The sequence below is a fragment of the Pedobacter nutrimenti genome (assembly GCF_032678445.1).
In the GTDB taxonomy this organism is placed as follows: Bacteria; Bacteroidota; Bacteroidia; order Sphingobacteriales; family Sphingobacteriaceae; genus Pedobacter; species Pedobacter nutrimenti_A.
Genome location: NZ_JAVTSQ010000005.1, coordinates 222,107 through 236,978 on the forward strand (window position 1 = coordinate 222,107; position 14,872 = coordinate 236,978).

A 14,872-nucleotide genomic window follows, 5' to 3' on the forward strand; every position below is an offset into this window, starting at 1 on the left:
TGAGGTATTATTCATATTTAAGTGCATCCACCGGGTTAGATTTTACAACTTTCACTGACTGCATACTTACAGTAAGTAGCGCTATCATTAGAGAGAGCCCAATAGCAATGGCAAATGGAAGAATGGAGATCGTAATCCTGAACTCATAACCAGACAACCATTTATTAATAATAACATAGGCCAATGGAAAGGCAACTAAATTGGCGATCACCACGAGCTTAATAAAATCTTTATTCAGTAATGCTACAATATTTATGGTACTGGCACCCAAAATTTTACGGATACTGATCTCTTTCTTTCTTTGTTCTGCGATGAACAAGGAAAGCCCCAGTAAACCCAAACAAGAAATGAAAACTGAAAAGCCGCCAAACCAATTAGATAAAGTACCCAACAACTGTTCACTCTGAAACTTATCCTCAAAATCATCATTTACAAATCGCCTTTCTACAGGAAAATCCGGATTTATCTTTTTAAAAATCTCATCAATTTTCCCAATAGAACTGCTTATATTCTCGCCAGGGTTCAACCGGACAATAATAGAGCTTACCCTTCCCATCTGGTAAAATATAGCCATGGGATCAACTTTTTTATAGGGTGATTCTGTAACAAAATCCTCCATTACCCCAATTATGGTATAAGGTTTATTCGCATATCTGATCGTTGCCCCTACAGGTTGTTTTAACCCCATCGTTTTTACCGCAGCTTCATTTACAAGAATAGATGTCGAATCTGCAAACTGACGCGAAAAATCTCTTCCCGCCAGAATTTTCGTCCCTGTCGTTTTACTAAAATCATATCCCGAATACCGATCATTAATCAAGATCATCTCGTTCGGATTTTTACCAGGCCAGCTGAAATCAGTTGTATTATTCGCGAGTTCATTTAATGGCTGACTAAAATAGGTTACATCGGTAACGGCTCCGGATTTAAGGAGCTGCTCTCTCACCAGCAACAATTGGGACTGCGTTTGTAAATTTCCCTGGATGGGAATTTCCATCAGCCCTATCCTATTGTATCCAATAGGCTTATTTTTCACGTAATTCAACTGCAAATAAATCACTGAAGTACAAATAATCAAACAGGATGCAAATACAAATTGAAAAACCACCAATACCTTTCGGATAGAAAATGAGGAATTTCCGGTCTTGTTTAAGCCTTTTAACACCTTTACCGCTTCAAAAGAAGAAAGATAAAATGCAGGATAACTTCCCGCAATAAAACCCGTTAACAGTGATAAACCCAATAGCGTACTCCAAAACCGCCAGTCATTATAAGCGATGGCCAGATGAATATGGAGCAGACCATTAAAATACGGCAAAACCAATTCAATCAGCATAAATGCCACTCCCATACCTATAACGGCGAGAAGCATAGACTCCAGCATAAACTGTCCGATTAAAGATTTTCTGGAAGAACCTATAGCCTTACGCACCCCCACCTCTCTCGATCTTTTTTCAGATCTGGCTGTAGAAAGGTTCATAAAATTTACACAGGCAATCAACAAAATACAAAATGCCAAAACCAGAAAAATCCGGAGTTGCTCAATCTTACCACCTATAGGTTTTCCGTTTTCGAATTTATCATATAAATGCAACTTTTCCAGTGGCTGCAAAAAGGCTTCACTGGTAGAAACTTTTCTGTTTCGCTTATAGATTCCCTTCATTTCCCGGCTTACCTGATCAAAAAAACTGTTATCCTTTAACTGTATAATAGTCAAACCATTATTGGATTTCCAGTTCAGTTCTTTTAGCCATGGATTTTGCCTTTCTTTCAAAGCCCAGGGCAGTAAATAGTCAAAACGAAAACTGTTGTTTTGAGGAATGTCTTCAATAATACCTTCTACTTTTAAACCATCCTTATCTCCTAACTTCACCGTTTTATTGATGGGATCTTCGTTACCAAATAAACTCTTTGCCAGGGTCTCCGTTAAGATTACGGTATTGATGTCCTTTAAAGCACCAGCAGCACTTCCCCTAATAAATTTGTAATCCAATATTTTCAGGAAGGAAGGCTCGGCAAACAAAGCCATCTTTTTAAAGTTATTATGTTTATAACCGATCAATATATTTTCCGGGTAAGTGGAATGAGACGAATAAGCCACACCAGCTATTTTATCCCTGATTTCCTTCGCCATCGGCACTGGTGTCCATGGCCAGCTTGAAATTTCACCGTTGGCATCCATATTATGGTATACCACGTAAGTTTTTTCATAGTTACTGAATTGCTTATCGTAGCCCCACTCATAAGCAACATAAAGCAACAGTACCATACAACTCGCAATACCAATGGCTAAACCACCTATATTAATTGCCGTGAAGGCCTTGTTTTTCCATAAGTTCCGCAAAGCGATTTTCAAATTCAGTTTAAACATATACTCCTTCGTTAAGCATTATTCATATTTAAGTGCATCCACCGGATTCGCTTTTGCCACTTTAAACGACTGTATGCTTACGGTGAGTAGGGCGATCAACACTGACAACAGAAAGGCCACTGCAAAAGGAAGAACAGATATACCAATCCTGAAGTCGTAACCAGAAAGCCATTTATTCACAATCACATAACCCAGCGGAAAAGCAATCAAGTTTGCAATAAGAACTAGTTTAATAAAATCAGCATTAAGCAAAATCAGGATATTAAGGGAATCTGCCCCAAGCACTTTTCGTATACTGATCTCTCTTTTCCGCTGCTCAGCCATATACAGAGCCAGGCCCAGTAACCCCAAACAGGAAATAAATATAGCAAAGCCTCCAAACCAGTTCGATATCGTACCCAAAAGTTTTTCATTCTGGAATTTCATTTCAAAATCCTCATTTACAAAATGCTTATCTACAGGATACTCGGGGTTCAATGTCTTGATTTTATCTTCAATAAACTGAACGGCTTTACTCAGGTTCTGATCTGGCGACACCCTGATCAGCATCGCCGATCCAATATATTTAGTGTGAGACATGATCAGCGCACTGGTTTTTTGATAAGGAGATTCAAACACATAATCCTTCACCACACCAATAACAGTCACCGGAGTATCGTCCCAGGTAATCTTCGCTCCTACCGGCTCCTTTATCCCCATAATTTTAGCCAATGTTTCATTGATAATCACACTAGTCGAATCCGCATGGCTTATAGAAAAATCCCGTCCGGCAGTCAACTCCATTCCTGCTGTTTTGATCATATCATACCCTGTATTCCGATAGTTCACTAATATTCTTTCTTCCGGATTCTTTCCCGGCCATGACACACCATAGCCGTTGTTCCCCCCACCTGTAATCGTTCTCGAAGAATAACTCACTCCACTTGCATACCCGGATTTCAGCAACTCGTCTTTAAGCACCTGAAATTTACCCGGATCCTTCAGGTTCCCTTGTACCGGAATCTCAATCAGATTGTTCTTATCATAGCCAATAGGCTTGTCCTTAATATAATTAAGTTGCTGATAAATAACAGTAATACAAATGATCAGGCAAGCGGCAAATACAAACTGAAAGACCACCAGGAATTTCCGTATAGATAAAGAAGAATTTCCAGGTAAAGTAAAGCCTTTTAAAACCTTTATCGGATCAAAAGAAGAAAGATAAAAAGCAGGATAGCTACCCGCAATAACCCCGGTAAACAAGGCCAGCAAAAGCAGAACCGTCCAGAACTGCCAGGAACTGTATTCAATCGCAAGAGTTATTCCAAGCAGGCCGTTAAAATAAGGTAATGCAATTTCCAGCAAAATAAAGGCGAATACCATACTAATTAAAGAAAGTAATACAGACTCCATCAAAAACTGACGGATCAGATCCTTCCGTGAAGAACCGATAGCCTTACGTACCCCAACTTCCTTAGACCTCTTTTCAGACCTGGCTGTAGATAAGTTCATAAAATTCACACAGGCAATAAGTAGTATACAGAAAGCCAGCATAAAAAAAATCTGCAACTGCTGTATCTTTCCACCTACAGATTTTCCGCCTTCAAAAGTGCTGTACAAATGCCACTTGGATAAAGGATGAAGAAAAGGTTCGCCGTTACTGCCTTTTTCTTTGGCCTTAATCATACCATGGATCTGGGTATTGGCTTTATCAAAAAAGCTGTTATCTTTTAGCTGAACAAAGGTCGTACAAAAGTTACTGCCCCATATATTTCCCTTTGCCCAGGGATTGATTTTTTCAAACATGGTCCAGCTGAGCAAATAATCGAAACTGATACTGCAGTTTTTTGGTGCATCAGCCACCACGCCTTCCACCTTTAAAACCTCTGTATTGTCCAGTTTAATAGTTTTATTAACCGGGTCTTCATTTCCAAACAATGCCTTAGCCATAGACTGAGAAAGCACCACCCCATCCGGATTTTTCAGCAGTGTAGCCGGATTTCCTTTCAGCACCTTGAAGTCAAATATTTTAAAAAAATCTGACTCCGTAAACAAAGCCGTCTTTTTAAAACTATTCCGGTTATAGGTCAGCAATCTTTCATCAGGATAAGACACATGAACCGCATGCTCTACACCTGGAATCTCTGCTTTAACCGCCTCAGCCAGTACTCCAGGAGTAGCATTAAAGCTAAGAATCGTTCCATTCGCAGTTTGGTTATTATAGGTCACATAAGTAGTCTTGTAATTGGAAAACTGTTTGTCATAGCCCCATTCATAAGCCACATAAAGCAACAACAACATACAGCTGGCCAATCCAATGGCCAGACCGCCCACATTGATCAGGGTATATCCCTTATGCCTCCAAAGGTTTCGTAAAGCAATTTTCAGATTCAGTTTAAACATAGTTCCAGGTTTTATTACTCGTATTTTAAAGTGTCAACAGGTGATTTTCTAATCGTTGTTAGTGCTTTCAATGAAACCGTAAGAATGGTAAGTACCAGACAAATGAGCATTGCCCAAAAGAATGGCCAGTACGAAAAAGATATCCTGTAATAAAAAGTACTGAGCCATTTATTGATCAGTAAGCAAGCAATTGGCCATATGATCACATTCGCGATGAGAACCATAATCACAAAATTTTTATTCATCAGCGCTAGCAGGTCATCTAAAGACGCTCCCAGCACTTTACGGATTGCAATTTCTTTCGTCCTTTGTTCAAGTTCAAAATAAACCATACCGAATAGGCCAATACAGCATAAAAATATAGCAATACCTGCAAAAATGATAAATGTTGATCCGAGACGGATTTCTGAAAGGTAAAGCTTTTCCAGGTATTGATCCAGGAATTGAAATTCTGGAACAATATCTGGAAAATGTTTTCGCCATAATGCCTCAATTGCCACACGTGTCCCCGGCAAATCGGTTGTATTCATTTTGATATATGCATATCCAGAAGTGGTATATGGTTGCAGATGCAGCACCACAGGGGTAACCTTACTATGGAGCGACATCCCATTAAAATCGTTGATTATACCAATTACTTTTCCTTGTAAACCACTGGATGAAATTAATGTATCAATAGTATTGATATGCAGCTTTTTCGCTGCTGTTTCATTTATTAGTATTGGACTCCTCAATTCAAGTCCCGTTCTTTGCTCCTGACTAAGGTTCTTACTTTCAGAATTATAAAACATCAACTCTGAAGACAAAGCTTCAGAAAAAGATCTACCTTTCAGCACTTTAATATCCAAAGTTCTGATAAAATCCACATCACTCATTACCATATCCACTTCATATTTAGTAGTGTCTCCCTTACTTGTCCACGAGGATGTTCCCCCATAAGAAACACCAGGATTAAACGAAGACATACTCAACGATTTAACACCCTTTTCTTTCTTTAACTCTTCTTTAAATCCAATAAGCCTATTGTCAAGGATATTAAATGAAGAAACCAGTAAATGATCTTTATCAAAACCAAGATTCTTATTACTGATGTATTTTAGCTGACTATAGATGGCTAAAGTGCATACAATAAGTAATGCACTGATGGAGAATTGAAATACAACCAGAAATTTCTTAAAACCTCCTTTACCAGGAATATGACCAGTATAACCTTTTAGAGTATGAGCTGGCATCATTTTGGAAAGAACAATAGCCGGATAAAATGCGGCTACGAAACCGGAAAGCAGAATAATCAAAATGGATATGCAGATCATCCTGAGGTTAAAGACCTCAGAAAAAGTAATGGTGATCCCAAGTTTATCTCCTAACAGGGGTACCAGATCTATCGTAATAAGAAAAACCACAAAAGTAGCAACAATAAAATAAATATAGCTTTCGCTCAGGAACTGAACTTTCAGTTGTTGAATAGATGCTCCAAGTACTTTTTTGACACCTATTTCTTTACTTCTTCTTAAGGATGCCGCAACAGTAAGGTTAATGAAGTTAACAATGGCGATCAACAAAATAAGAAACGCAACAATAGAAAAAATATAAATATATTTAATATCACTGTTTGGCTCCAGTTCAGCAGACGTATGAGAATGTAAATGTATGTCAGTGAGGGGTATTAATTTAAGGGTTACTTTTTCTGGAAATTGATATTTCTTATAAAGGTTCTTCATTTTTGCCAATACAGTCTCAGGGGAGGCTCCCTTTTTCAGCATGATGTATTGCGGAACTGAGGTATACCCTTTCCAATTTAATATCTCGGTCAGGTCAGATTTCACTAGTATGTCTCCATGGAAATGAGATGCCTCTGGAATATCCCCAATAATACCACTTATAAGATACGGAGCAGTGTTTTGACCTAAAGAAATGGTTTTACCTATCGCAGATTGCCCAGAAAATGCCTGTTTGGCAAAAGTAGCAGAAACCAACACTTCTTTAGGATTTTTTAAAGCCTTTGCATTATCCACTCCCTCTAATAAAGGAACCGTAAAGAGGCTAAAAAAAGCTGATGTAGTCCTTACAATCTTTACATGAAATGTATTTCTACCGACCAGTATAGGTACCTCATAAATACTCAAATACGTTCCATTCTCTACTTCAGGGATTTCCTGCTTTAACATTTCGACCATTCCTGAAGGCAGATGAATGGTTTCATTAACCCCATTAGTCTCTGCAACATGCAGTCTATAAATATGATCAGCATTGATGTTCTGCTTGTCATAAGACAATTCAAACAGAACATAGGCAACCAAAAGAACCACACTGGCCAAACCAGCTATAAGACCCAACAATTTAATTGAAGCAGTAAGCCTGGTTTTCCATATGTTGCGAAATGCTATTTTGAGGTTAATCCTAAACATAATATTTGTTTCAAATCAATTCTTCAGTACGTCCTTTATTGATTTTTTCAGAGATCACATGGCCATCTTTCAAGTTGATGATCCGGTTGGAAAAACTCGCATCATGCGAAGAGTGGGTCACCATCACAATCGTAGTTCCCGTTTCATTTAATTCACATAAAAGTTCCATCACCTCATTACCATGAGAACTGTCCAGATTACCGGTAGGCTCATCCGCCAGCACCAGTTTTGGTTTGGTTACCAGAGCTCTGGCTACCGCCACACGTTGCTGTTGCCCCCCGGAAAGCTGTTGTGGAAAGTGACCGCTCCGGTTCACAATATTCATTCTTTCGATGATCTCATTAACCAATCTCTTACGCTCTGCAGCTGGAATCTTATTATAAATAAGAGGCAGCTCAATATTTTCAAAAACCGTAAGCTCATCGATCAGGTTGAAATTCTGAAAAACAAAGCCCATATGTTTCTTCCTGAAATTAGAACGTTCGCGGTCATTCAGCTTTAGCAACTCTGTTTCCATAAACTTGTAACTTCCGCTTTCTGGTTTATCCAGTAACCCCATTACATTTAACAAAGTAGATTTACCGCAGCCCGATGGTCCCATGATAGAAACGAATTCCCCTTCTTTAACATGCAGGTTGATTCCGTTTAATGCAGTCGTTTCAATTTCTTCAGTTTTATAAACTTTTTCGAGGTTTTCAATTCTTATCATAGCTTTCGTTTAATAGCGTTTTGAGATAAAGCAGTATTCAGCACTGTATTTTTATTTATTAATTTGAATAATATCGTATTGATTATATTGATCGTAAGAAGAAGTAATCACCTCCTCGTCCTTTTGCAAGCCTTCCATAACTTCGTAATATTTAAAATTCTTACGGCCCACTTTTATATTTCTTTTGGTCGCCTGTCCATCTTTGACCACAAACACCCAACTGCCCCCTGTGCTTTGAAAGAACTGTCCTTGCGCCAGCAACAAAGATTTACTGTTGTCAGATAAGGTAAGCTTTATCTGTAAAGATAAGCCTCTTCTCAATTCATCCGGCGATTTACCTTCAAATACCAATTCTATCTGGAATTGTCCGGCAGTTACTTCCGGAATCACTTTCCTTACAGAAAGCCCGTAGGTCTTTTCGTCAAATTCACAAGTTGCCTTCTGGCCTTCCTTTACCCGGTTAATGTAATACTGGTCTACACCAGCCTGTAACTTGTACCCCTGCATCACATCAATCTTTCCTAACATTTCATTGGAGTTATAGGATTTTCCAATCACAGGATCATAAGAAGACAACTTTCCGGCCACGGGTGCTTTAATGGTCATATTTTCAATATTCTGCCGAATGGTTTCCAAACTCTCGTTCATTCTCGTCACTGAAACATCAATTTGCTTCAACTGCATCACCCGACTTTGATTTTCCTGTTTTATAGCCTGTTTCAGAATATCTTTCCGCCCCATATAGTACTCATAGTCCTGGCTGGAAGCACTGAATTCTTCTCTGGTGATGATCTTTTTAGCATACAAAATACTATCTGTTTTATATTTTCTCGTAGCCGATCTTAAACTGTTTTCAATCACCATCATGTCCTGGCTCATCACCCGCTGGTTCTGCTCCAGATCCAGTCTTACCTTCCGCAATTGATTGATCTGTTCGGTAATGCTGGTTTCACTGCTGGTGTAATTGGAAAGCGCGTTGGGATTTGCTATCCTCAACAAGGGCGTTCCCTTTACCACAGAGGCACCATTTTCGGTAAAGATCTCCGCTACAGTTCCACCTTCAGAAGAACTTACGATCACCGAAGTTAAAGGTACCACACTCGCATTTAATAAGGCAACATCTTCAAAATCACCGTAAATAACCTTACTGATTGTAATTTTATCCGCATCTGCTTTATATACCTTATGCAACGACAAACTGTACCCATAAGCCACCAGGCCTAAAAATACAAGGCCGCCAACCATCATCAGTATCGTTTTTTTATTGAATCTCTTTTTCTCTATTTTCTTATCCATGTTGATCTATCACCTTATTGTCCGGAGAATAGCCAAGGGTATGCCAAAGCAAAAAACAATAATTATAACACTAATTATCAAGAAGTTAAAATCAATACTACCGCACAACTGTTCATAAGCGGACAGTTATTGTACATCATCGAACACTTTATGTATTTTTGATCACATTAAACCAAAATTTAACCTAATTAATTTCCTGAAAATGATAGATGCCAATGTTTTAGTGATCGATGATGATGATGACATTCTGCTCAGCGCCAAGCTTTTTCTGAAGCAGCATTTTAAACAAGTGATCATCTGTAAATCACCTAAAGAAATTAATGTACTGCTGAGCCGCAACGAAATCGATATCATTCTGCTCGACATGAACTACCAGAAAGGCGCAAGCGATGGCCGGGAAGGCTTATACTGGCTGGAGCATATTCTCTCTATAGACAAAGACTATGTCGTGATCTTAATGACCGCCTATGGGAATGTGGAACTGGCGGTTCAGGCCATAAAAAAAGGAGCTACAGATTTTATCCTCAAACCCTGGGAAAACGATAAGCTTTTTGCAACCCTGTCTTCCGCATCCAGGTTAAGGCAATCCACCAAAAAAGTTAAAAAACTCGAGAAGATCCACAGCTCCATGCAAAAAGACATGGCGCGTGCTTTTGAGCATATAGTAGGCAACTCGGAACCCGTGAAGAGACTTCAGGGTACGCTGGTTAAGGTAGCGCCAACAGATGCCAATGTACTCATCCTTGGAGAAAATGGAACTGGAAAACAAGTGTTTGCCTATGAACTGCATAAACACTCCTTGCGTAAAAACAACATTTTTATGCACGTAGACCTGGGCTCTTTGAATGAAAACCTTTTTGAGAGTGAACTTTTTGGTTATGCCAAAGGCGCTTTTACAGATGCTAAAGAAGATAAGCCAGGACGTTTTGAACTGGCCGAGGGTGGTACTATTTTTCTTGATGAAATTGGTAACCTGACCTTACCCCTGCAAGCCAAACTCTTGAGTGTGATTCAAAACAGAACGGTAAACCGGCTTGGAGAAAGTAAGGAAAGAAAGATCAATGTGCGGTTGATTACCGCCACCAATATGCCTTTAAATGAAATGGTCAGCAAAGGTACTTTCCGCCAGGATTTATTATTCAGGATCAATACCGTAGAACTGGTCTTGCCGCCACTTTCCCATCGTGGAGATGATATTTTGCTGCTGGCCGAACATTTTCTGCAGAGTTTCAATGTAAAATACCACAAGAACCTTAAGAAATTTGATACCAAAGCAGAACAGATGCTGTTGAGTTACCAGTGGCCGGGAAATGTACGCGAACTGCAACATGTCATTGAAAGAGCGGTCATCATGTCTGACGGTCTGCACATCAGTACAGACGATCTGCAGCTCAGCCCGCAGAAATTTGGAGGTGCCCCGGTGATGCAAACCGATATGGCCCTGGAAGACATGGAGAAACTGATGGTCCAAAAAGCCATAGACAAGCATAAAGGCAATATCTCCAGAGCAGCATCAGAATTGGGACTAACCCGCGCAGCATTATACAGACGCATAGAAAAATTCGACCTGTAATGTTTAAAAGCTTCACCTTCCAGCTGCTTATCCGGTTATTGTTTATCAATATGCTGGCCATCCTTCTGGTTTACCTTATCAGGAATACAGAACTCTGGTTTACCATTTCAGGTATTGGCCTTATTCTCCTGACCAGCATCATTTCCCTTTACTATTACATTAACCAAATGAGGGAAGACATTAAGCGCTTCATTCTGGCGGTTAAGATGCAGGACAACACCATTAACTTTAAGAATAAAGTGACCAGGGGCAGTTTTCCGGAGCTGTATGAATCTTTCAACGATATCATTAAAATCCATAAAGACATCCACCTGGAAAAGGATTCCATGTTCCAGCTGATTAAAACCATCCTGGAGCAAGTTCCAGTTGGTGTTATTGTCGTTAAAGACAAGGAAATAGATACGGTCCAATCGGAAATTGTTTTCTTTAATATGGCTGCTACAAATTTGCTCCAGGTACCTGCCTATAAATACTGGCACCGTTTAAAGAAACACCTGCCTTTCTTCGCAACAGAAATCAACAACATTAAAGAAGGTGGCAAAAAGTTTATAGAACTGAAGATACAGGACAAGCTGACACAACTGTCTACAGAAGTGATTCCCTTAAACTTGTACCATACAGATTATATCATTATCTGCTTCCAGAACATTAAAGACGAGATAGAGCAGAAAGAAGCCGAAGCCTGGAACAGGCTTATCGGTGTAATTTCCCATGAAATTCTGAATTCCATAACCCCCATCAGTTCCTTATCAGATACGGTGCACCGCATGGTAGCCAATAAAGAAACTTTAGATGCTGAAGATCTGGAAGATCTGAAACCCGCATTACAAACCATAAAAAGAAGATCCGAAGGACTTCTTGATTTCGTTAAAGATTACCGCTTAATTGCAGAATTACCTACCCCTGACCTGCAGAGCCATACCATTGGCGAAATCCTTCAACACATTAAAGTTTTGATGCAGCCTTTTGCTTCCGGCAAGAATATCCAGCTCAAAATTGAACAAACCTCTTCGAAAATAACGATCAAACTAGATCTTAAGCTGATAGAACAAGCCTTAATTAACCTGGTGACCAATAGTATTCATGCTGTTGAAGGCTGTGAACTTCCGGTGATTGAAATCAATTACCGTCTAGAACAGAACCGGCTTTTCCTGGATGTATCAGATAATGGTAAAGGTGTAGATCCCGAACTGATCGATAAAATATTTGTACCCTTCTTTACCACGAGGAAAAATGGTTCGGGTATTGGATTAACCATTACCCGAAACATTATGAAAATGCACCAGGGAAGTTTGGAAGTCAATTCCATTCCTTACGAAAGAACTGTTTTCTCCCTGGTGTTTAAATATCAATAATTAAATTTTAGTGCCATTAGGGATAATTGCGCCCTTTTTTATGACTACAATACCATCCTTAACAGCATAAGTACCAAAATCACCATTTGCAAGATGCGCACCACCTATAATCTGCACATCGTTACCGATCTTGCAGTTTTTATCCAGGATGGCATTGGAAATCACACATCTTTCACCAATACCAATCAATGGATGGCCACGATCGGTTTCCTCCTGGATCTCTTCCAGGGTCTGGTACCGGTCACTACCCATAATATAGGCATGTTCTACTTTAGTTCCCTTTCCTATACGGGAACGGATGCCAATTACAGTATGTCTAATATCATCTGCCTGCAGGATACACCCCTCGGCAATCACGGCCTTATCCAATGTTGTTCCTAAAATTTTAGACGGCGGAAGCATCCGCGGACGGGTAAAGATACTGTGCTGACTGTCGAACAAATTAAACTTGGGAATATCATCTGTCAGACCAAGATTGGCCTCAAAGAAAGAAGATATATTACCAATATCTGTCCAATAGCCCTCATATTGAAAACTCAATACCCGGTGTTCTTCAATCACGCGAGGAATAATCTCCTTTCCAAAATCTTTCTCATCCGGATTTTCCGCAAAAATCTTAATCAGCAAGTCCTTATTAAAGATATAAATACCCATAGAAGCAAGGAAATCTCTTCCTTCTGCATGCATTGCCTCGCCGGTATCCGAAGACCAGTCTTTCAATAATTCCGCAGCCGGTTTTTCGATAAAAGAAGTAATAATATTCTCTTCATTGGCTTTCAATATCCCAAAATCTGTTGCATCTTTTGCATTTACCGGAATCGTTGCCAGGGAAATCTCCGCCTCACTTTTAATGTGCGCTTCCAGCATTTCGTTAAAGTCCATCTGGTACAACTGGTCTCCCGAAAGGATCAGCACATATTCAAACTCATGGTTCAGCAAATGATGCATGGTTTGCCTTACCGCATCAGCCGTACCCTGGAACCAGGTTGGGTTCTCCGGTGTTTGCTCAGCAGCCAGAATGTCTACAAAAGCATCACTGAAATGACTGAAATGATAGGTATTCTTAATATGCTTGTTTAAAGATGCCGAATTAAACTGTGTCAGTACAAACATGCGGTGTATGCCCGAATTTAAACAATTTGATATAGGAATATCAACTAAACGGTACTTACCGGCAATAGGCACCGCTGGTTTAGAGCGGGTTTGGGTAAGCGGAGACAAGCGGGAACCCTGGCCACCGCCAAGGATAACACCCAAAACTTTTTCGGTCATAACTCTTAATTTTACATTTGGTATAAATCTATATATTGTTGTGCAGCCCTATCCCAGGAGTGATCCAGCTGCATCATGTATTTTCGGATCTCTTTCATCCTTGTTTTCTCCTTATAAAGCTCATAGGCTCTTCCTATGGCATGGCCTACATCCCAGATACTGGTCTGGTCATGACATATGCCAAAACCACCATCTCCAATATCAATAACGGTATCCTTTAACCCTCCAATTCTTCTCACCACAGGTACGGTACCATACCGCAAGGCATACATTTGGTTTAATCCACAAGGTTCTACTCTGGAAGGCATTAACAGAAAGTCTGCACCCGCATAGATCTGGTGAGACAATTGTTCATTATACCCTATATAGGCATTATAATTCTTTGGAAATAAATTTTTCAAATGCATTAATCTTCCTTCTACTTGCGGATCGCCAGAACCTAAAACCAATATATTAACCTCTCCTTCAAAATGATTTAAAGCATTGTAAAAAATATCAGGAAGCAAATCTGCCCCCTTTTCTCCAACCAGCCTGCCAATAAAAGTATACAGGGGTTTTGTAGGATTCAAGCCAAAAACATCACAAAGCGCCGCTTTGTTTGCCATTTTTCCACTTTCTGCAGTTTTTATAGTAAAATTCTTATTCAACATGGGATCTTTTGCCGGATCCCAGACTTCATTATCAATGCCATTGAGTATGCCTGCTGATTTCCCGCGTTCCTGAGCAAGCAATTCTTCAAGACCATTGGCATTGTAACGGATCTCCTCCAAATAACTTGGTGATACAGTAGTTATCCTCCAGGCACATTTAATGGCAGCTGCAAGTGGATTGATCGCACCTTTCCAGTCCAGCTGACCTGATTTCCAGGTATCAAATGCGGGTATATAATGAAGCTTGTCCCATCCGAATTGTCCCTGGTATTGTGCATTGTGAATAGTCAATACGCTGGGTACCCTGCTGAGTTTCCTGTAGCGGACGCAGTGTGACATCATAAAAGGAATTAAACCTGTATGATGATCATGGCAGTGCACCACATCCGGCTGGTGCTCCCATTGTTCTATCCAGTCCAGAATGGCAATCTGAAAGGCAAGAAAACGTTCCGTATCATCTTCGTAACCATAAACCTGAGGGCGGTCTGTTAGCCCCGCAATATGGACAAGAAAAAGGTCAAATCCGAGTTTATTGGTCTTCTCTCTGAATATCCGTACCGTAAAATCACGGAAGCCCAGTTTGCCCCAGCCATCATACACCACTTCAAATTCATTTTCCTGCATAAACCGGGTTTCATAAGCCGGCATCACTACTTTTGCAAAATGCCCAAGCTTATTCTGATATTTGGGTAAAGCACCAACCACATCTCCCAATCCCCCTACTTTTGCAACGGGATAACACTCGGCACTTACATGTATAATCTCCATAATTTAACGGTTTCAAAAACTATCTCAAATTAGGGATTAGAATACGTAAAGCAAATATTTAGGCTAAAATAATTTTGTTTTGCCCGAT

The 14,872-nt window shown here is 39.8% G+C and carries 9 protein-coding genes; 2 read left to right on the forward strand and 7 right to left on the reverse strand.

The features are described from left to right. Positions 1-7: 7 nt before the first annotated feature. Genes R2S08_RS10585 through R2S08_RS10605 form a run of 5 tightly spaced genes read right to left on the reverse strand, consistent with a single transcriptional unit; the run spans position 8 to position 9,166 of the window. A complete protein-coding gene (locus R2S08_RS10585) occupies positions 8-2,371 on the reverse strand; it encodes an ABC transporter permease (protein ID WP_316835152.1) in 2,364 nt (787 codons plus the stop codon). Between the two features lie 18 nt (positions 2,372-2,389). Further along, on the reverse strand, positions 2,390-4,753 hold the full coding sequence (locus tag R2S08_RS10590) for an ABC transporter permease (protein ID WP_316835153.1): 2,364 nt from the start codon (positions 4,751-4,753) through the stop codon (positions 2,390-2,392). A gap of 14 nt (positions 4,754-4,767) precedes the next feature. After that, the gene (locus R2S08_RS10595) at positions 4,768-7,161 is read right to left on the reverse strand and encodes an ABC transporter permease (protein ID WP_316835154.1); all 2,394 of its coding nucleotides are present in this window, start codon (positions 7,159-7,161) and stop codon (positions 4,768-4,770) included. A 10-nt stretch (positions 7,162-7,171) separates the two neighbouring features. Next, positions 7,172-7,870, reverse strand: a complete 699-nt coding sequence (locus R2S08_RS10600; protein WP_133780560.1) for an ABC transporter ATP-binding protein — start codon at positions 7,868-7,870, stop codon at positions 7,172-7,174. Between the two features lie 51 nt (positions 7,871-7,921). Next, entirely contained in the window at positions 7,922-9,166 is a 1,245-nt protein-coding gene (locus R2S08_RS10605) for an efflux RND transporter periplasmic adaptor subunit (protein WP_316835155.1), read from the reverse strand. Between the two features lie 202 nt (positions 9,167-9,368). Between R2S08_RS10605 and R2S08_RS10610 the strand changes: the two genes are divergently transcribed. After that, a complete protein-coding gene (locus R2S08_RS10610; protein WP_316835156.1) occupies positions 9,369-10,739 on the forward strand; it encodes a sigma-54 dependent transcriptional regulator in 1,371 nt (456 codons plus the stop codon). Beyond that, complete coding sequence (locus tag R2S08_RS10615; RefSeq protein WP_316835157.1) at positions 10,739-12,094, forward strand: sensor histidine kinase; 1,356 nt, start codon at positions 10,739-10,741, stop codon at positions 12,092-12,094. The genes R2S08_RS10610 and R2S08_RS10615 overlap by 1 nt, the downstream gene beginning before the upstream one ends. Here R2S08_RS10615 and R2S08_RS10620 read toward each other — a convergent pair whose 3' ends face one another. Both R2S08_RS10620 and R2S08_RS10625 read right to left on the reverse strand, forming a co-directional pair. Beyond that, positions 12,095-13,366, reverse strand: a complete 1,272-nt coding sequence (locus tag R2S08_RS10620) for a glucose-1-phosphate adenylyltransferase (RefSeq protein WP_133780564.1) — start codon at positions 13,364-13,366, stop codon at positions 12,095-12,097. A gap of 11 nt (positions 13,367-13,377) precedes the next feature. Continuing rightward, the gene (locus tag R2S08_RS10625; protein WP_316835158.1) at positions 13,378-14,784 is read right to left on the reverse strand and encodes a glycogen synthase; all 1,407 of its coding nucleotides are present in this window, start codon (positions 14,782-14,784) and stop codon (positions 13,378-13,380) included. Positions 14,785-14,872: the final 88 nt, after the last annotated feature.

What these genes read in the sequence shown, in the direction of transcription:
- R2S08_RS10595 (WP_316835154.1), bottom strand. Translation starts at nt 7,161, where the DNA reads ATGTTTAGGATTAACCTCAAAATAGCATTTCGCAACATATGGAAAACC.
- R2S08_RS10605 (WP_316835155.1), bottom strand. Translation starts at nt 9,166, where the DNA reads ATGGATAAGAAAATAGAGAAAAAGAGATTCAATAAAAAAACGATACTG.
- R2S08_RS10610 (WP_316835156.1), top strand. Translation starts at nt 9,369, where the DNA reads ATGATAGATGCCAATGTTTTAGTGATCGATGATGATGATGACATTCTG.
- R2S08_RS10615 (WP_316835157.1), top strand. Translation starts at nt 10,739, where the DNA reads ATGTTTAAAAGCTTCACCTTCCAGCTGCTTATCCGGTTATTGTTTATC.
- R2S08_RS10585 (WP_316835152.1), bottom strand. Translation starts at nt 2,371, where the DNA reads ATGTTTAAACTGAATTTGAAAATCGCTTTGCGGAACTTATGGAAAAAC.
- R2S08_RS10625 (WP_316835158.1), bottom strand. Translation starts at nt 14,784, where the DNA reads ATGGAGATTATACATGTAAGTGCCGAGTGTTATCCCGTTGCAAAAGTA.
- R2S08_RS10590 (WP_316835153.1), bottom strand. Translation starts at nt 4,753, where the DNA reads ATGTTTAAACTGAATCTGAAAATTGCTTTACGAAACCTTTGGAGGCAT.
- R2S08_RS10620 (WP_133780564.1), bottom strand. Translation starts at nt 13,366, where the DNA reads ATGACCGAAAAAGTTTTGGGTGTTATCCTTGGCGGTGGCCAGGGTTCC.
- R2S08_RS10600 (WP_133780560.1), bottom strand. Translation starts at nt 7,870, where the DNA reads ATGATAAGAATTGAAAACCTCGAAAAAGTTTATAAAACTGAAGAAATT.